This is a genomic window from Streptococcus sp. 27098_8_113 (assembly GCF_041432545.1).
Classification (GTDB): domain Bacteria; phylum Bacillota; class Bacilli; order Lactobacillales; family Streptococcaceae; genus Streptococcus.
On the sequence record NZ_JAPVZU010000018.1, the window covers coordinates 14,400 to 32,310 of the forward strand.

19 protein-coding genes are annotated in these 17,911 nt (G+C 41.4%); all 19 read left to right on the plus strand.

Annotated elements, in window-relative coordinates; all coding sequences use genetic code 11:
* Positions 1 to 68 precede the first annotated feature (68 nt).
* Positions 69 to 740 carry a DUF4417 domain-containing protein gene (locus O3644_RS09330; RefSeq protein ID WP_371595572.1) on the plus strand — a complete coding sequence of 224 codons (672 nt, stop codon included), beginning with the start codon at positions 69 to 71 and terminating at the stop codon, positions 738 to 740.
* Complete coding sequence (locus O3644_RS09335; protein WP_371595573.1) at positions 710 to 1,120, plus strand: hypothetical protein; 411 nt, start codon at positions 710 to 712, stop codon at positions 1,118 to 1,120. The genes O3644_RS09330 and O3644_RS09335 overlap by 31 nt, the downstream gene beginning before the upstream one ends.
* A 192-nt stretch (positions 1,121 to 1,312) precedes the next feature.
* Positions 1,313 to 1,792, plus strand: a complete 480-nt coding sequence (locus O3644_RS09340) for a terminase small subunit (protein WP_371595574.1) — start codon at positions 1,313 to 1,315, stop codon at positions 1,790 to 1,792.
* Entirely contained in the window at positions 1,779 to 3,092 is a 1,314-nt protein-coding gene (locus O3644_RS09345; protein WP_371595575.1) for a PBSX family phage terminase large subunit, read from the plus strand. Before O3644_RS09340 ends, O3644_RS09345 begins: the two co-directional genes overlap by 14 nt.
* 11 nt (positions 3,093 to 3,103) lie before the next feature.
* Positions 3,104 to 4,675: a phage portal protein gene (locus tag O3644_RS09350; protein ID WP_371595576.1), complete on the plus strand. Its 1,572-nt coding sequence runs from the start codon at positions 3,104 to 3,106 to the stop codon at positions 4,673 to 4,675.
* On the plus strand, positions 4,644 to 5,792 hold the full coding sequence (locus tag O3644_RS09355; RefSeq protein WP_371595577.1) for a phage minor capsid protein: 1,149 nt from the start codon (positions 4,644 to 4,646) through the stop codon (positions 5,790 to 5,792). Before O3644_RS09350 ends, O3644_RS09355 begins: the two co-directional genes overlap by 32 nt.
* 141 nt (positions 5,793 to 5,933) lie before the next feature.
* On the plus strand, positions 5,934 to 6,500 hold the full coding sequence (locus O3644_RS09360) for a phage scaffolding protein (protein ID WP_371595578.1): 567 nt from the start codon (positions 5,934 to 5,936) through the stop codon (positions 6,498 to 6,500).
* Between the two features lie 18 nt (positions 6,501 to 6,518).
* Positions 6,519 to 7,397 (plus strand): phage capsid protein, encoded by an 879-nt coding sequence (locus O3644_RS09365; RefSeq protein WP_371595579.1) that lies wholly within the window; start codon positions 6,519 to 6,521, stop codon positions 7,395 to 7,397.
* Positions 7,398 to 7,407: 10 nt separating this feature from the next.
* Complete coding sequence (locus tag O3644_RS09370) at positions 7,408 to 7,608, plus strand: hypothetical protein (protein ID WP_371595580.1); 201 nt, start codon at positions 7,408 to 7,410, stop codon at positions 7,606 to 7,608.
* A 38-nt stretch (positions 7,609 to 7,646) separates the two neighbouring features.
* A complete protein-coding gene (locus tag O3644_RS09375; RefSeq protein ID WP_048766635.1) occupies positions 7,647 to 8,039 on the plus strand; it encodes a hypothetical protein in 393 nt (130 codons plus the stop codon).
* Positions 8,029 to 8,355: a putative minor capsid protein gene (locus O3644_RS09380; protein ID WP_048766636.1), complete on the plus strand. Its 327-nt coding sequence runs from the start codon at positions 8,029 to 8,031 to the stop codon at positions 8,353 to 8,355. Before O3644_RS09375 ends, O3644_RS09380 begins: the two co-directional genes overlap by 11 nt.
* Positions 8,355 to 8,699, plus strand: a complete 345-nt coding sequence (locus O3644_RS09385) for a minor capsid protein (protein WP_048766637.1) — start codon at positions 8,355 to 8,357, stop codon at positions 8,697 to 8,699. The genes O3644_RS09380 and O3644_RS09385 overlap by 1 nt, the downstream gene beginning before the upstream one ends.
* A 2-nt stretch (positions 8,700 to 8,701) precedes the next feature.
* Positions 8,702 to 9,109 carry a minor capsid protein gene (locus O3644_RS09390; RefSeq protein WP_048766652.1) on the plus strand — a complete coding sequence of 136 codons (408 nt, stop codon included), beginning with the start codon at positions 8,702 to 8,704 and terminating at the stop codon, positions 9,107 to 9,109.
* Positions 9,110 to 9,113: 4 nt separating this feature from the next.
* Positions 9,114 to 9,572 (plus strand): phage tail tube protein, encoded by a 459-nt coding sequence (locus O3644_RS09395; RefSeq protein WP_048766638.1) that lies wholly within the window; start codon positions 9,114 to 9,116, stop codon positions 9,570 to 9,572.
* A gap of 29 nt (positions 9,573 to 9,601) precedes the next feature.
* Entirely contained in the window at positions 9,602 to 9,973 is a 372-nt protein-coding gene (locus O3644_RS09400) for a hypothetical protein (RefSeq protein WP_048766639.1), read from the plus strand.
* Positions 9,973 to 10,560: a Gp15 family bacteriophage protein gene (locus tag O3644_RS09405; protein WP_048766640.1), complete on the plus strand. Its 588-nt coding sequence runs from the start codon at positions 9,973 to 9,975 to the stop codon at positions 10,558 to 10,560. Before O3644_RS09400 ends, O3644_RS09405 begins: the two co-directional genes overlap by 1 nt.
* A gap of 15 nt (positions 10,561 to 10,575) precedes the next feature.
* Positions 10,576 to 14,130: a tape measure protein gene (locus O3644_RS09410; RefSeq protein ID WP_048766641.1), complete on the plus strand. Its 3,555-nt coding sequence runs from the start codon at positions 10,576 to 10,578 to the stop codon at positions 14,128 to 14,130.
* Positions 14,127 to 15,581, plus strand: a complete 1,455-nt coding sequence (locus O3644_RS09415; protein ID WP_371595581.1) for a distal tail protein Dit — start codon at positions 14,127 to 14,129, stop codon at positions 15,579 to 15,581. The genes O3644_RS09410 and O3644_RS09415 overlap by 4 nt, the downstream gene beginning before the upstream one ends.
* A partial coding sequence (locus tag O3644_RS09420) for a phage tail spike protein (protein WP_371595582.1) occupies positions 15,581 to 17,911 on the plus strand: 2,331 nt, incomplete at its 3' end. The genes O3644_RS09415 and O3644_RS09420, both read left to right, overlap by 1 nt.

The window sequence follows — 17,911 nt, forward strand, 5'->3', positions numbered from 1 at the left end:
CCGTAAAAATCCCCTAGTCTATGTATCTATAATCAAGATATATGGGCTTTTTTTGAAATGAGGTAAATATGGATAATCAAAAATCGTATCACAGACAAAACACCATTAACCAATACAATTTGTTAGATTATGATGCCACGCGCACAGATGGAAAATATAACTTACCAACACTTGAGTCGGTTGATCATGTCCCTAAAAAACTACAAGGGTTTAACTATGTTTTGAATAAACCTGACTATTCAGCAGGAGTGCATTTTTTTCTAGATGATTATCAGTTTGAAAGAATGTGGAAACGCCCAGATTTTTATATAGAAAAGTTAGCGGCCTTTGACTGTGTGCTTACTCCAGATTTTAGCCTATATACAGACATGCCAATAGCTATGCAACTTTGGAATACTTACCGCTCAAGATTGATAGGTCAAATGATGCAGAATTGGGGGTACACAGTCATTCCAACAGTGTCCTGGGCGGACGCTGATAGCTATGATTTTTGCTTTGATGGGATACCTACAAAAAGCACTGTTGCAATTAGTACGATAGGAGTTAAGAAAAGTCAGCAGCGTATTAAGATATGGCAGAATGGCATGGATGCCATGATTGATAGATTACAACCAAGCCGAATTTTGGTATATGGTGGTGCAATCGAATACGATTATAAAGGTATCGAAGTTGTTTATTTTGGTAATGACACGATTGAAAGGATGGACAAATGGGCGGTAGAGGGGCAAGCTCTGGAATGAGCCATAAAGGCAAAAAGTATGGTACAGAATACAAGACTGTACATAAAGCAGGAAATATAAAGTTTGTTACTCAAAATGGGCAAGGGTCACAAAAGACTCCAATGGAAACAATGACAAAAGGTAGGGTTTACGCACTTATTGACAAAAACAAAAACGTACCTAAGAGTGTTGTTTACTTTGATACAAAAAACAAGCGTAACAAACAAATTGATTTGGATCATGTACATAAAGGGATGAAACCACATGCTCATCATGGTTATAATCATGCAGAATATGAGAAAAGTAAAAAAGGGGCAAGTAATTTGACACCAAAAGAGCATAAGCTTGTTGAAAAAGTCATAAAAGAGTGGTATAATCACACTAAGAAACGTAGGGAGTAGTATATAGGGATTACGCCTTGATGGAGGAGATTCCGGTTCGAATCCGGGCTACTACGTTATATCTCAGCCCCTTAATTGGGGCTTTTTTGTGCCCTAAATCAAAAACAACAGTAAAACACCCCCTTTCTACACATATAAAATGAAATCATGAGTAATATACTTGTGATTTTTTTGTTGGAAAGGAGGTAGCGAATGAATGAAAGACAAAGGCGCTTTGCAGACGAGTACATAAAGACAGGAAATGGCTATCAATCAGCAATTAAAGCTGGTTATAGTGAGAGTTATGCTAATAATCGTATTACTGAATTGTTGGGAAATGTTGGGATAAAAGAGTACATAAACAAGCAGATGCAAGAGCTGCATAAGCAAAATATCATGGATGCTGCAGAGGCGCTCTATATCCTTTCTGAAATCGCTAGAGGTAAACGAGATGAGGAGGTTTTGATACTTAATCCAACGACAGGGAAAGTAGAAAGACACACCAAAAAAGCAGATAATGCCACGGTAATCAAGGCTATTACTGAAATCTTAAAACGATATCCAACAGCTAAGCAATCCGAAAAATTAGAGCTTGAGATTGAGAAATTAAAATCACAGTTGACAGATACACAGATGGAAGATGACACCATCACAATTATTGATAGCTGGGAGGGTGACGATGAGGATAATTGATATTCAAAAAAATGTCAATCCCCACTTTAAGAGCGTTTGGGTATCTAAATTGCCATATAATGTGTTGAAAGGTGGACGTAACTCTTTTAAATCGTCTGTAATTGCACTAAAACTAGCTTACATGATGCTGCGTTATATCAAAATGGGAGAAACGGCAAATGTGGTAGTTATTCGCAAAGTCGCAAATACTATTAGAGATAGTGTTTTTAATAAGATTTTTTGGGCTTTGAATTTGTTTGGTGTTGCTAATAGGTTCAAAAAGACAATAAGCCCTTTCCAGATCATTCACAAAAAGACAGGCTCAACATTTTACTTTTACGGCCAAGATGACTTTCAAAAACTCAAGTCAAATGACATTGGGAACATCATAGCGGTCTGGTATGAAGAAGCTGCTGAATTTGGTAGTCAGGAGGACTTTGATCAGTCTAACGTAACCTTTATGCGCCAAAAACACCCACGCGCTAAATTTGTGCAATTCTTTTGGTCTTACAACCCACCTAGAAACCCCTATAGCTGGATCAATGAGTGGTTTGAGAGTGTCAAGACTAATAAGAATTATCTAGCCCACTCTAGCACGTACCTAGATGATGAGCTAGGCTTTGTGACAGAGCAGATGCTGGAAGATATAGAGCGCATTAAAGAGAATGACTATGACTATTACAGGTATCTATATCTTGGTGAGGCTGTTGGGTTAGGGAATAATGTGTATAACATGAGCACCTTTCACCCGTTAGATGCTTTGCCGACAGATGACAGGCTGATCGGCATCTCGTTTGCTCTTGACGGTGGGCATCAACAATCAGCCACCGCTTGTTGTGCTTTTGGTATCACAGCAAAGGGGAAAGTAATTCTACTTGATACCTGGTATTATAGCCCAGCTGGCCAAGTGGTAAAGAAAGCACCTAGTCAGCTATCTCAAGAAATCTATGCGTTTATACAGGCTGTGATTGCACAATATAGAGTGCCAGCTCTGCAGTACACCATAGATAGCGCAGAGGGTGCTTTGAGAAATCAGATGTTTCTTGATTTTGGTCTAAGGTGGCATCCGGTGGCTAAATTGAAGAAAGTGACAATGATTGATACATTCCAATCATTATTAGCTCAAGGCCGCTTTTACTATCTTAACACTGAAAACAACAAGATATTTATTGAAGAGCACAAAATGTATCGCTGGGATGAAAAGACAATCAAATCTGACAATCCAAGCGTTATCAAAGAAGATGACCACACATGCGACACATCGCAGTATTTTGTATTAGACAACGCTAAAATACTCGGTTTGCGCGTGGGCAACACATAAGGAGGGCAATTATGAGCCTATTTCAGAAGATAAAAGACTTTTTTAATCGTGGGAGGTATAACATGGAAACATCAAATCTAAGCAGCATTCTAGATCATCCAAAAATTGCTGTGACGCAAGAGGAGTTTCGCCGCATTCAGCACAATCTGACTTACTATCAATCTAAATTTGAAGATATTGAGTACATCAATACGGATGGTGATAGAAAACGCCGCAAAATGCAACACTTGCCGATCGCACGCACAGCTGCCAAAAAGATTGCCAGCCTTGTTTACAACGAACAAGCAGAAATTTCAGCAAAAGATGAAACACTGAATAAGTTCTTGAATGATATGCTAGGTAATGACCGCTTTAACAAGAACTTTGAGCGGTATTTAGAGAGTGCATTGGCACTTGGTGGGCTTGCTATGAGGCCCTATATTGACGGAGATAAGGTTAGAGTGGCATTTATTCAAGCACCTGTTTTCTTACCGTTGCAATCCAATACGCAGGACGTTTCTAGCGCTGCTATCCTAACTAAAACTATCAAATCAGAGGGTAAAACTAATGTATATTATACTTTGGTTGAGTTCCATGAGTGGGTAACTAAAGACGGTAGCGAGATAGGCAGTACAAAAGACAAGAACTTATACCGGATCACAAATGAGCTGTACAAATCAAATACAGATAGCACATTAGGTCAGCGCGTGAACTTGCAAGAACTCTATCCAGACCTTGAACCTGTAACTGTACTGAAAGACCTATCACACCCGTTATTTACCTACCTGAAAACGCCGGGCATGAACAACAAGGATATCAATAGCCCTTTGGGTCTATCTATCTTTGACAATGCAAAAACAACTATTGACTTTATCAACCGCACTTACGATGAATTTATGTGGGAGATTAAGATGGGGCAAAGGCGTGTGATTGTGCCAGAGCAGCTAACGCAACTCAAAGTGCAAGATAACCAAGGTAATATCACTTTTAAACGCCGTTTTGATGTTGAGCAAAATGTGTATATGCAAGTGGGGGCTGGTAACATGGACAGCGGCAATATTGTTGACCTCACAACGCCTATCCGCTCATCTGATTATATTTCTGCCATTTCAGAGGGCTTAAAACTTTTTGAGATGCAAATTGGGGTATCTAGTGGCATGTTTACGTTTGATGGGCAAGGGGTCAAGACAGCAACCGAGATTGTCAGCGAGAACTCAGATACTTACCAAATGCGCAACAGCATTGTTGCACTTGTTGAGCAGTCTATTAAAGGGCTTTGTGTATCTATGTGTGAACTTGGTAAGGCGGTTGGTCTGTACAAGGGGAACATTCCAGAACTTGATGATATCTCGGTCAATCTGGATGATGGAGTCTTTACCGATCGTCACGCTGAGCTTGATTACTGGATGAAGATGGTAGCAGCTGGATTTGCCACACAGAAAAGAGGTATTGCCAAGACATTGAATATCACAGAAGATGAGGCAGAGAAAGAACTTGCTGAAATCAATGGAGAATTACCGCCTGAAAATGATGCTGAACTAGCGCTGTATAACAATCATAAGAGGGTAGAAGATGGAGAAGAACAAAAGGCCGATAACACTTAATGATCAGCAATTCTCTTTGCAAATGCAAGGCGTGAGCGATATTTACGCTAAAATGCAAATTGAGCTTTTTGACAGTATGATAAAGCGACTTAAAGAGCGGGGGGCTGCTGACCTTGCAGAGAATCCTTATGTCTGGCAGTTGGAAAAGCTGAACGATATGCACATGCTCAACGAGGAAAACTTGAAAATCATTGTTGAGCGTACAGGGATTGCTGAAGATTTGCTAAGGGAAGTCATCGAAAATGAAGGACTAAAGGTCTATAAGGATACGAAGCAGCAACTTGAAGAAGACTTGGGGCGAGGTCGTAGCGGGATGACAAGAAACGGTGTCACAGATGCTTTAGAAGCCTATACAGCCCAAGCAGTCAGTGACCTTAATCTTATCAATACAACTCTACCAGAAAGCATCCAAGCAGTTTTTAAATCTATAGTTGAGCAATCTGTCGCTGAGGTAGTCGCAGGAACAAAAACAGCGGACAAAGCAATTCATGAAACTATTATGAACTGGCAGAAAAAGGGTTTTACTGGTTTTACGGATAGCGCAGGGAGAGAGTGGCGAGCAGATAGCTATGCTAGGACGATTATCAAGAGTACGATGTACAAGGTTTTTAATAAGATGCGTACAGCTCCAGCAGAAGAGATGGGGATAGATACCTTTTACTATTCAATTAAGCGTACAGCGCGGCCGGCTTGCAGTCCCATCCAAGGGAAGATAGTCACATTTGGAGAAACTAGGGTAATCAATGGCACTAAAGTCTATTCGCTGTATGATTATGATTACGGATCAGCTGGCGGGTGTCTTGGAGTGCATTGTGGCCACTATCTAACTCCTTTTATAGTTGGTGTGAATGAAATGCCAGACCTGCCAGATTATCTTGCAGACCTAACACCAGAACAGGCAGAGGAAAATGCACGCATCCAAGCGAAACAAAGAGCACTTGAGCGGACTATTAGGCATCACAAAGAGCGTTTGCATTACGCAAATACTATGAAAGATAATGAATTGATACAAGCTGAAAAACTCAAGGTTAGAATGTATCAAAACAAAATCAGGAATCTTGTAGATAGCTATGATTTTCTGTATCGAGATTACAGCAGAGAGAAATTATACACATAATCTAGCGTTGCCCTGTGCAGCGCTTTTTTGTTTGCCTAAAACCGTAAAAAATCCCATCTAATCAAAGGTATATTGAGAAAGTAAATAATATTTTGCTTGAGGTGGGAGTTATCCACCTAAAAAAGAACTAGGAGGGTATAAATGGCATTTACGACAGAAGAACTACTCAAACTTGGATTGACAGATGAACAGGCTAAATCAGTCTTTGCCTTGCGAGGAAAAGAGCTCAACGAGGACAAATCAGCCTTGGAAACTATCACCAAAGAGCGAGATAGTCTGAAAGACCAGTTGCAGAATGCAGAGGCACAACTTAAAAACATGAAAGCAGATGCAAATACAAGCGCTGAACAGAAAGAAGCTCTTGAGAAGTTGCAAGCCGAATATGACAAGTACAAAGCAGATGCAGAAGCCGAACTGGCCAAAACAAATAAGGTGAATGCTATCAATCTTGCTTTGAAAGATACCACCGCACACAATCCATCAACCTTGATGAAGTTTATTGATGTTAATGCCGTTGAACTAGATGACAGTGGCAAACCTAAACTAGATGACATCCTCAATGGTCTAAAGGAAAGTGACCCATATCTCTTTAAAGCAGAAGAAGATGGCAAGCCTAACCCAAATATCTTGCCACCAGGTAATCCGGCGGCGAATGGAGCAGGAAAAGTTGACCCATTCCAAGCTGTTATTGATGGTTACGGTAAATAAATGAAAGGAGATTAGACTATGCCTAATCAAAATCTTACGACTCGCCGTTATGAAAAACAATATGCGGGAATCTTGCAAACTGTTTTTGGAGTCCGTGCAGCCTTTACAGGAGCTTTGTCATCAATCCAAATTTTGGATGGTGTACAAGAAAATGCTAAAGCTTTTTCGGTGAAAACCAACAATACACCTGTTGTTATTGGAGAATACAAAACAGGTGCTAATGATGGGGGCTTTGGTGATGGAACAGGACAAAAATCACGGTTTGGAAATCTGACAGAAATCAAGTATGAAAATACAGATGTCGATTATGGTTACACACTAACAATTCATGAAGGTCTTGATCGTTACACTGTGAACAATGACCTAAATGCTGCTATCGCAGACCGATTGAAATTGCAATCAGAGGCGCAGACGCGTCAAATGAACAAGCGTATTGGTAAATTTATGTCAGACAATGCAGGTCAGACAGAGGCGCTTGCTGATTTCACAGAAGAAAAGGTAAAGGCTTTGTTTAACAAGGTCAATGCTTATTACATCAACCAAGAAGTAACGGCACCAGTTACCATTTACTTACGCCCAGAGCTGTACAATGCCATTATTGATATGACAGCAAACACATCCGCTAAAGGTTCTAGTGTCTCTATTGATAATAATGGTCTTGCACGTTACAAAGGCTTTGCATTGGTGGAAACACCAGCACAATACTTTGACACTGGTGTCTTAGCAGTGTTTTCACCAGATGGCATTGTTATCCCATTTGTAGGTATCTCAACAGCTCGTACTATTGAATCCACAAACTTTGATGGAGTGCAATTACAGGCTGCTGCTAAAGGTGGTACTTACATTTTGGATGACAACAAAAAAGCTGTTGTCAAAGTGACTGGAACAGTCGTATAGGAGGTAAGCTATGGCGTTATATAAAGCGACTAAGAACATTTATTTCACAAGTCTCAACAAATCTGTAATCGTTGATGAAATCATCGATCTTGAAAAGAAATACGCAAAAGCAGTGAATGCTGATTTGAAACCGGTCTTCCCAGATGTTGCAGCTGCCCTTGTGCCGATCGAAGCAACTGAGCCAGTAGCGAATGCAGCAGATGAAAAATAAGGGGTGGTAACACCCTTTATTTGTAAAGGAGGTTACGCATGACTTATTTAACTAAAGATGAGTTTGTCAAGTTAGGCTTTGATGAGGTAGCTGATTTTGAAAAGCTAGCAAAGCGAGCAGAGGTTGCCATCAATCTCTATACCCAAGGCCTTTATCAAAGACACATTGATTTTGATAAAGAAGCAGATTACCGAAAACAGGCGGTAAAGCTAGCCATGGCCTTTCAAATCGCTTATCTGGATGTTTCAGGCATCATGACAGCCGATGACAAACAAGCTATGACAAGTGTTTCCATCGGCCGCACATCAATCTCTTATCGCAAGTCTCAAAATGGATCGGCAGGTCAGCGGTTCAACCTTTCGCTGGATGCCGAAAACATCCTAAGACAAGCGGGTTTTAGCCTAGTCACAGCGGTTGATTATGATAGATAAACGGCTATTGACTGATGCTATTACTGTCCGAAAGGTTGCGGACAAAAATGATTTTGGGGATGTTAGCTACTCTGACCCATTGGATATTAAGCCTGTACGGTTTGATAGGTCAGTGAGTGTCATAGGTGCTAACAATTCCAAAACAAGGCAGAAAGTCGGTGTTATCTATATCTATCCTAAATTTGCAAGCGTGACAGTTGACGATAGTTGGCTTGGTGCGATTGTGAATGATGGGGCGCGTGATTATGTTGTCACAGGCTACCAACCTAATTTTCTGAACGGCAAAATATTTAGCTATGAAATCGAGGTGATTTGATGGCTGATGTTAGAGTCATTGTTGATCTTGGTGGTGTTGACAGAAAACTATCTCCAGAAGCTGAGAAACGTGGCAAGCTAGCAATGGCTAGTCAAGGGATGATGATCATGGAGCCATATATACCTTTTAGGGGTGGCCCTTTGAGAGCGTCTGGCCGCATTGAGTCGAACGGTGATATTAGCTATAACACAGTTTATGCTAGAGCCCATTTTCACGGAACGAATGGGATTGTAGTCTTTAGAAGATATACAACACCCGGAACTGGAAAGCGCTGGGATAAACCACTAAAGGCCAATGTTGACCAACTAAAACGAGTCGCCATTAGAGCAATGGGGTTGAGATGATGATGCAGAATAACAAAAATTTTCAGGAAGTGCTTTTGGCACATATCAATGAAATCGAAAATCTGCCGATGAAAGCACGCCTTGATTATTTTGAGGATGATAAGGATGATTTAGTCATCAATGCTTTGCCGGGAGGTTCGATTGATAAGGAATACATGGATGGGACTAGAGAGGTGTCATTACCGTTTGAAATTGCTGTTAAATGTAAGAGCAATCAAAAGGCCAGTGATACGATTTGGCGAATCAATGGAGACTTATCAGGTTTTGATATTGAGCTACCTAGCACAGATAACACTTATACTTTTCTTTCTCTTGATGTCGGGAAACCAGGTATCAACGGAAAAGATGAACAAGGTTACTTTGTCTATACATTGCAAGTAACCGCTAAATTAGAAATCGCAGGAGGATAAACACATGGTACGTCAAAAAAATGCCAAGCGCAAGCACTTGGTAGCGCCATTCGACCCAAGTAAAGCAGACATTGTACCGGCTGATAATGAATTTTTCCCATTGGCCAAATATATCGAAAGTATCGAAGATGATACTGACGAAGAAACAGATGACAAAGGCTATTACGATGGCGATGGCACAAAAGAAGAAACTGTCACATCGGTTGCTGGTGCTTACACAGCTGAGGGTATCTATGATGCCGAAGATAAGGCACAGGCGCTTATTGCAAACATGAAGTACAAGACTGGTGATGGCCGCCGTTTGTGGCACCGAGTGATTGAGTCCAATGGCAAGAAATCACTCACTCAAGTCGCAAATGCTTCTGAAATTAAGGCTGGATCAGGAGATGCAACAGATTATGAAGAATTTAGTTGCAAACTCAAATGGATCAAAGCGCCGATCGAAAAAGCAATTACTCTTTAAAAAAATTGATTTTGGAGGAAATAGAGAACATGGCACGTACTTATAACTTTGGAAATCTCAAGGATGTTACGACATTCATTATTGGAGATGTCACCCTTGAATTTCAACCAACGGATGAAAAGAGCGAGATGCTTGAGAAGAAATCCGCTGAATTAAAGACAAAGGCTGAGCAGATTGATGAATCTGGTACGGAATGGGAATTGCGGAAAGAACTCAAAGACTTGCTAGATGAATTTTTCACAGCAGCTTTTGATGACGAAGCGCCACAAAAACTTTATGATGCTTGTGGCCAGAATACAATTTCTTACCTCAAATTATTCTTGCAGATCGCTGATGCTTTGCGAGAAGTCAACGAAGAACGACAAAACGATGAAGCATTTAAGAAGTATCTTGCTGAATAATGTTTGATATTTCCAAAAAAATGGATGACAGGCTGGTACTCGATGACAAAGAGTATCAGCTTTTCTTATCGTTTGACCGTGTACTGTGGGTCTTTAATATGTGGAGCAAAAAATATATCCCGCCACATCTAAAACCTAAATTAGCACTAGCTAAGCTAACTGATGATGAAAGTTTTAAAGATATGGACACACAAGAGGCTTTAGCGCTCTATGAAGAAGTGTTTAGAAAACATATACAGGTTACAAAAGCTGTTGATGAGGTTGATAGATATGACATTGAGGGGAATGTATTACCTAAAAAGCCTAAAGAACAGTCAGACGGTAATGACAAACCCTTATTTTCAATCAAATACGATGGTGAGTACATTTTTTCATCGTTTATGCAGGCTTATCAGATTGATTTGATTGAAGAACAGGGGAAATTGCACTGGCAGAAATTTAACGCTTTATTAGCTGGTCTGCCAGATGGCACTAAATTTGTTGAAGTGATGAAAATCAGGGCATGGAAACCCCAAAAGGGTGAAGATCCCAAAGAAAAACAAAGAATGCGCAAATTACAAGAAGAATATTCGCTACCTGATATTTAAGAAAGGGGGTATTAAATGGCTTCTGATGGAAAAGTGACCATTACCATTGATTTAGATAGTACAAAGGCTAGAGGTGAAGTAAAATCACTGAAAAGTCTATTTAGTGGATTAAGTGAGAGCGGGTCGAAGCTTGGCTCAGTGTTTAAGTCTGTTTTAGGTGCTAACCTCGTTAGCTCAGCTATCACATCCGGTATAGGTATGGTTGGCTCTGGCATCCGGGAAATGGTCGGAGAGTTGAACAGCTCGCAAAAAGCCTGGAAGACCTTTGAGGGGAATTTGCAAGCCTTTGGTCGCTCTTCTGACGAAATAAGAAAAGCGAAGACTGAGATGCAGGACTTTGCAACCAAAACAATCTATTCAGCTTCGGACATGGCAAACACCTACTCACAACTTGACGCAGTCGGTACTAAGAATGTTGGTAGTCTGGTTAAGGCATTTGGTGGGCTTGCAGCCTCAGCGGAAAACCCAGCCCAAGCCATGAAATCACTATCTACTCAAGCTACTCAGATGGCAAGTAAGCCTAAAGTAGCCTGGATGGACTTTAAAATCATGATGGAGCAAGCTCCTGCTGGTATGGCAGCAGTTGCTAAAGAGATGGGGATGTCTACCGCTGAGCTGGTATCAGCTGTTCAAGATGGCAAAATCAAGACAGAGGATTTCTTTGACGCTATGAACCGTGCAGGGAACTCTGACGCTTTCCAGAAGATGGCTACTGAGTTCAAGACGGTTGATCAAGCTATAGACGGGGCAAAAGAAAGTCTCTCTAACAAGCTCATGCCAGCGTTTGAAAAACTTAATGCATTTGGTATTAAGGCGGTCAATGCTCTATCAGACGCTCTAGAAAAAATAAATTTCGGCAAACTAGCTGATGGTCTAGGGGAATTCCTTGAGAGTATCAATGTAGAGAAGATTGTAGCAAAAGTTAGCAGCACTATCTCAAACCTAGCAGGAAAAGTTAAGGCCTTTTGGACTGCCTTTGCTAACACTGGGGCGGTATCTGCCTTTATCAGCGCTATCCAGAGTATTGCAGGAGCTATCGGTCATATCTGGAATAGTCTAACCGCCTCAAACGAGCTAAACACTCTTGCTAGTGTCCTTGGGAATGTGGTAAAGTGGCTTTCTCAGGCTGCAACTGTAGCAGCTAACTTTATCAGTTCGCTGCCGGCTGGAGCAATTCAGGCAATAGCAGGCGGTTTGGTTGGTTTAGTTGCTGGCTTCAAAACCTTTAACTTTTTAAAATCCTTTAACCCTTTTAACATCTTCAGAAGGAATGCAACAGAAGCCGCAAGCGGAGCAGCTGAAGCTATTACGCAGGGACGGTCTAAAATCGCTCAAATTTTGAGTAGTTTGAGCTCTGTTATTGGCTCTATCGGAGGGGCTTTCAAATCTGCTGCAACCGGCATAGGTGTCGGTATCAAGGCGGCATTAAGCGGGCTGTCACAAGTCATCTTAGCATTTGGCGCAGCCTTGCAAACCGCAGGCGTGGCCAATATCCTGGCTTTCGGTGGAGCGGTTGCTACAGCTGCCGTTGGGATTGGAGCTGGTGTGGCCATCATAGCAGCAGGGTTCGCTTTGCTGGCTACGCAAGGGCAGGGGGTGGCAACTATCATCAATGCGGTAGGAGAAGCTTTTGCTACAGTAGCTACTGCAATTATTGGAGCTTTTGCCCAAGCCATTGTCACAGTAGCTGGTGTGTTACCGATTGTGACGTCTGCATTGGCTAATTTAGCGCCTCTAATCGTAGCTTTCGGGCAAGCATTCGGTGCAGCCGCTCCGTTCGTCTCAGCTTTAGGAGAAGCGATAACCTCTATCGCCTCCGTTTTACCGCCTGTGATTAGTGCTTTCAGCCAAGGTATTGCGGCCATCATTGAGGCCGTGACCCCAATTGTCGAAATTATAGGCAATGTGTTTACAAGCGTTGTCCAAATTGTATCTGATGCGATTGTCCAGATCGTGCAGGCTTTGACTCCATTTATGCCAGCGGTTGTGCAGATAGCTCAAGCTTTAGCTCCCGTGCTGCAATCAATAGCTGAGGCATTTACTACATTAGTCGCTCAGATAAGCCCGATAATAGACAGCATAGCGAATCTATTCCGTACGCTAGGCAATGTCATCAAAAGCGTGCTTGACGGAGCGAAAGGTGTTATAGAGGGCTTTGGAAACGCTGTCAGAACCATTTTAGACGGTATATCTGGTATCTTTGATTCGATTGGTCGAGCTGCTTTAAACGCGGGTAAAGGTTTCAATCTTTTGGCCACTGGTGTTGTTAAGATTACTAATACAAACCTTGGTGATATGGCGGCATCTCTTGGGGCTGTTGCCCTTGGCGTTGGTAAAATTGCTAGTCATTCAGCAGGTCTTGCACAAGCTGGAAATGGCATGAAAATACTGGGTGTTGGCATGGCAACAGTATCAAGCCAAGCTAATACAACAGTTTCGGTATTAACAAACTTTGCAACTAGAATCACATCTATACAGACTGCTGTTACAGTATTGCCATCAATTCTTACGTCAGCTGCTTCAAGCTTTGCAAGTTTCACAAGTCAGGCCATTTCTGGAGTTGCTGGTCTGTCAGCTCTCAATGCACCTCTTACCGCATTGAAAGCTCAAGTAATGACGATTACGCCTGCTTTAATACAGTCAGCTATGGGCTTTACTGTATTTGGTGCTCAGGTTTTAGCAATTAACTCAAGCCTTACAATAGTTTCTGCTACCTTTGTACGGGTTGGAGCAAGTGCTGCAAGTGCATCTGGCCAGATTACAGCTATTTCAGCAAGCACGGCATCAGTCAGCGCTGCATTTGCCTCAATGTCTGCACAAGTACAGTCTTCTATGCAGATGATGCTTGCTGTGGTTCGCTCTGTTGGCGTTCAAATGATAGCTCAGGGTCGTCAAATCGGCGCTAGAACATCTCAAAATATGGCTCAGGGATTGATAAGCGGTCAAGGTCAAGTTTCGGCCTCTATGACAGTGTTAGTAAATACTGCAAGGTCTATTGGTATGTCAGGCGTTGGCATGATGCGTTATGTCGGAGCTATGATTGGCCAAGGTTTAGCTCAAGGGATGTATTCAGCCCTTGGTGCTGTCACGGCCGCTGCTAATGCCTTAGTAGCACAAGCTGAACGTGCGGCGCAAGCAAAAGCCCGTATTCACTCACCGTCTCGACTATTTCGGGATAATGTTGGGCGATATATCCCCCAAGGTATGGCTGTTGGTATCTTAAAAGATGCTTACAAAGTTGATGATGCTATGGGTAGCATGTACGATCAAATCCAATCATTTAGCTTTAAAGCCGAAGATGTGATAGGGGTTGGTAAATCTAAGCTATCTAAAGTGGTACAGATTAAATCTGATCTTGAAAATGCAATTAAAGCTAAAGTGGAATCCACTAAGGATAAAGCTAATGAACTAGTTGAAAAGGCTCTTGATATTGCTGAGAGAGCGGTAGAACGACCAGTAGAAACGTATTTAGATGGAGATACATTGGTTGCAAGAACTGGTGATAGACAAAGAGCTTATCAAGAAAAGCAAACGAAAATTTATAACAGGATGAGAGGGATAGATAAATGACAAAAGAAATGACATTCAACGGCGTTGACTTGTCACGTTTCTTGAGAATTACAGATATTATCCGCCCCATTGGTAACAAAAGGAGCGTATCAATTGATAGCGCTCCTTTATTGGGCGTGAATATCCAGCAAGTGAAACGTGGTGAGAAAGAGCACACTATCAAGTTTGATATGAAAACAATTGATGGTGCTGCTATGGAACAACTTAAGCATGAATTAGCTGGAGTCTTGAATGTGTTAGAGCCAGTCAAGATCACTTACGGAGATGAGCCAGACAAATACTATATGGGCATGCCAGTAGATGATATTACACCAAGCAATATCACTCGATGGTTTCAGCGCTCAGAGTTTAAAATCCTCATCCCTGACGGTGTAGCCCATAGTACGGCTTATAAGAAGTTTGATAGCTTTTCTAATGCGACTATTTCATCAGATAAGATGGTTTTTAATCTGAGAAACAATGGTACAGTAGATGCTTATCCGATCGTGACAGTCAAGCACAATGCAGAAAATGGCTATGTTGGGCTAGTTAATTCTAGCGGTGCTATGGAAATTGGTAACAGAGAGGAGACAGACTTACAGAGCTATAAGCAATCAGAAATCTTATTTGACTACGTTACGAATAACGGCATCACAAAAGGCTTTGCAGCAGCAATGAAAGAATCTGGGGCACTCGGAATTGAAAACAATTGGGGGCGACCACACTTAGCTCTAGTACCAGGCAACAGATCTGGAACGATTTCTTGGGAAATCCCTGTCGATAGTTCTGGCCAAAAAGGAGCGTTAAATGATTATCTCTGGTGGCGGCAGATTTGCTGGCTTGGAGCAGGAAATCAAATGGGGCTCATGAAAATAAACTTTATGGATGATACTGGAAGGTTCATCTATGGAGTAGAGACTTACAAAAGATGGTTTGGTCTTGATTGTGAGTATAATTTCTTAGTTCGTGGAGATGGTGCTCCTCGATTAGTGAAAAAATGGAATTTTACAGGAACACATTATGATAACCACAACCCCTTTAACGCGGAGCGGGGCTGGTCTGACATCCAGCGGCGTGATGATGTCGTTCAGGTCTTTTGGTGGGGAACTTACCCTCAGTTTCATGTGCCAGAGATAAAAGGTATCAAAACTGCCAAAATCCAAGTCATTATTGCATCTATAGGAAATAATCCTATGATTAGTCATTTATACTTGGATAGTATCATCTATAGAAAAGATTTCGTAACAGGAATCAGGGACATTCCTAACCGCTATCGCATAGGTTCATCTGTTGTTATCAATAGTGAGGATGATACTGTTTTTGTAGACGGAAAGCCAGATATGGGGGATGTCGTAGATGCCTCTAAGTGGGTGGCTATTCCGCCGGGGGAATCTACTTTAGAGGTCTATTTTTCTAGCTGGTGTAAAAGAAAGCCGGATGTAAAAATCGAGTTTGAAGAAAGGTGGCTATAATGCTCTTAACTATTCATGATGCAAATTTGAGAAAAGTGGCATTTGTTGATAATGACAAACAAACAACGCTGAATTATTATGACGATACCTGGACAAGAAATTTGGAAACAGGATCATCAACGTTTGAATTTACAGTCTTCAAAAAATCAATCAAATCAGATACGATCTCACAGAGAGCATACAACCTATTGAATGAAAAGGCCTTTGTCTCTTTTAAATACAAGGGTAAAAGCTATGTGTTTAGCGTTATGACCGTTGAAGAAGATGAGCAAACAATCAAGTGTTACTGTGAAAATTTGAACCTTGAGCTTATCAATGAGTATGCCAATCCGTACAAATCAGATAAGGCAATGTCTTTTGTGGAATACTGTAACGCAATGGATCTATTGAATTTCACTCATCTATCTGTTGGTATAAATGAAATTTCGGATAGCAAACGCACGCTTGAATGGGAGGGGCAAGATACAAAATTAGCCCGGCTTTTAAGTCTGGCCAAAAAATTTGATGCAGAGATTGAATTTGATACTCAATTAAATGCAGATAGCTCTATCAAGTCATTTAAGGTTAATGTCTATCACGAGAACGATGATAAGCATCAAGGGGTTGGCCAAGTTCGCAATGACATCCAACTAACTTATGGGAAAAACCTAAGATCAATTAAAAGAAAGATTGATAAGACTGGCATCTATACCATGCTTGTGCCAACTGGTAAGCGCACCGTCAAGAACGACAAAGGCGAAGAAGTTGAGGAGGTTGTTACAATTGGTAGCTTAACCCCTGCTTATTCGGAAAATAATAAAGACGGGGTTCGTGAGTTTTATCAAAGTGGTAATGGGCTTTATGCTCCTATAGCTGCTCAAATGTACCCATCAACGTTTACATCTGGAACGCAGGCTGACCAGTGGATCAGAAAGGATCTAGAAGTTGATAGTGATAATCCATCAGTCATTCGGACTGCTGGTATAAGAAACCTAAAGAAAAACGCTTACCCAGCATTGACTTATGAAATCGATGGCTTTATTGACGCTGACATTGGTGATACTATCAGGATCTATGATAGCGGGTTTGCTCCAGTGCTTTTTGTTAAAGCGAGAATTTCTGAACAGAAAATCAGTTTTACAAATTCAACTAGAAACAAGACAACTGCATCAAACTTTAAGGCACTAGAAAACAGCTTATCAGATAGCATTCAAGCAGCACTGGAACGTTTCCTTGAGACCACAAAACCATACTCAATCAAGCTAGCAACAGACAATGGAACTATCTTTAAAAATAATACTGGCCAAACAGTTATCACCCCATCTCTATTTAAGGGCGGAAAACCTATTTCTGCTAATGTCACTTGGCGCTGGTCGCTTGATGGCAATGTGACAGTAGGTATGACCTATCTTGTTAGAGGTGAAAGTATAACTGGCACAGCGACTCTGGCAGTGGCTGCTTACATTGGTAATGATGAGGTAGCAACAGACGAAATTACACTAGTTAATGTCAATGATGGTCAGAATGGACGTGATGGCGTAAAAGGTGATTCAGGTAGAGGTGTAATCTCTTCTACTCAATTTTACACGGTTACAGATTCTCTTGAAAATATGGTTCCTCCTCGCCCAAATTTATTAAGTAATTCCGAGACTTTACCTATGGGAAACGGTCGAAATGGAACTTGGGTTATCCGAAGTTGGGGTAATGGTACTGTCGATATCCTGCCAGCCGAAGCTTCTCCCAGCCCTAATATTACCAAAATACTCCGAGTCAAAAACAATACCAATAATGGCAACAAGGATTTAGCACAATTCATCAATTTAGAAGTTGGTCAGAAATATACTATATCATGTTGGGCTCGAGTTTCTAAAACCAGTACCCAAGCTAACGTTAGATTGCTCATGAGATGCTGGACGGACGAGACAGGTGAAGTTAATAAGATACTAAGTACAGTAATCAGCCATACTTATTGGAAATGGTTTAGTTTAACCTTTACGGCAGATTCAAATAGAAATGCTGCCATCCAGTTCGGCCAAAGTGGGGCAGGGAATATAGAAATTTGTGGTGTACGTTGTGTAACTGGCGATCGGGATGATCCTTGGGATATTCATACCCCTATACTAACTTTAGAAAAACCGTTTTTATGGAGCTATAGGCTTGATACCTATACGGATAACACCACTGCCACTATTCCTCCAATTCTAATTGGAGTTCATGGAAAAGATGGAGCTCAAGGAACTCCTGGAGCCAAAGGGGAAGATGGTCGTACTCCATACTTACATATCGCTTATGCTGCTAACGCTAATGGTACTCAAGGATTTAGCGTCTCAGACAGTGCTGGAAAGTTATAT

What these genes read in the sequence shown, in the direction of transcription:
- O3644_RS09355 (WP_371595577.1), top strand. Translation starts at nt 4,644, where the DNA reads ATGGAGAAGAACAAAAGGCCGATAACACTTAATGATCAGCAATTCTCT.
- O3644_RS09365 (WP_371595579.1), top strand. Translation starts at nt 6,519, where the DNA reads ATGCCTAATCAAAATCTTACGACTCGCCGTTATGAAAAACAATATGCG.
- O3644_RS09385 (WP_048766637.1), top strand. Translation starts at nt 8,355, where the DNA reads ATGGCTGATGTTAGAGTCATTGTTGATCTTGGTGGTGTTGACAGAAAA.
- O3644_RS09415 (WP_371595581.1), top strand. Translation starts at nt 14,127, where the DNA reads ATGACAAAAGAAATGACATTCAACGGCGTTGACTTGTCACGTTTCTTG.
- O3644_RS09345 (WP_371595575.1), top strand. Translation starts at nt 1,779, where the DNA reads ATGAGGATAATTGATATTCAAAAAAATGTCAATCCCCACTTTAAGAGC.
- O3644_RS09410 (WP_048766641.1), top strand. Translation starts at nt 10,576, where the DNA reads ATGGCTTCTGATGGAAAAGTGACCATTACCATTGATTTAGATAGTACA.
- O3644_RS09350 (WP_371595576.1), top strand. Translation starts at nt 3,104, where the DNA reads ATGAGCCTATTTCAGAAGATAAAAGACTTTTTTAATCGTGGGAGGTAT.
- O3644_RS09335 (WP_371595573.1), top strand. Translation starts at nt 710, where the DNA reads ATGGGCGGTAGAGGGGCAAGCTCTGGAATGAGCCATAAAGGCAAAAAG.
- O3644_RS09405 (WP_048766640.1), top strand. Translation starts at nt 9,973, where the DNA reads ATGTTTGATATTTCCAAAAAAATGGATGACAGGCTGGTACTCGATGAC.
- O3644_RS09400 (WP_048766639.1), top strand. Translation starts at nt 9,602, where the DNA reads ATGGCACGTACTTATAACTTTGGAAATCTCAAGGATGTTACGACATTC.
- O3644_RS09340 (WP_371595574.1), top strand. Translation starts at nt 1,313, where the DNA reads ATGAATGAAAGACAAAGGCGCTTTGCAGACGAGTACATAAAGACAGGA.
- O3644_RS09380 (WP_048766636.1), top strand. Translation starts at nt 8,029, where the DNA reads ATGATAGATAAACGGCTATTGACTGATGCTATTACTGTCCGAAAGGTT.
- O3644_RS09390 (WP_048766652.1), top strand. Translation starts at nt 8,702, where the DNA reads ATGCAGAATAACAAAAATTTTCAGGAAGTGCTTTTGGCACATATCAAT.
- O3644_RS09360 (WP_371595578.1), top strand. Translation starts at nt 5,934, where the DNA reads ATGGCATTTACGACAGAAGAACTACTCAAACTTGGATTGACAGATGAA.
- O3644_RS09330 (WP_371595572.1), top strand. Translation starts at nt 69, where the DNA reads ATGGATAATCAAAAATCGTATCACAGACAAAACACCATTAACCAATAC.
- O3644_RS09395 (WP_048766638.1), top strand. Translation starts at nt 9,114, where the DNA reads ATGGTACGTCAAAAAAATGCCAAGCGCAAGCACTTGGTAGCGCCATTC.
- O3644_RS09375 (WP_048766635.1), top strand. Translation starts at nt 7,647, where the DNA reads ATGACTTATTTAACTAAAGATGAGTTTGTCAAGTTAGGCTTTGATGAG.
- O3644_RS09370 (WP_371595580.1), top strand. Translation starts at nt 7,408, where the DNA reads ATGGCGTTATATAAAGCGACTAAGAACATTTATTTCACAAGTCTCAAC.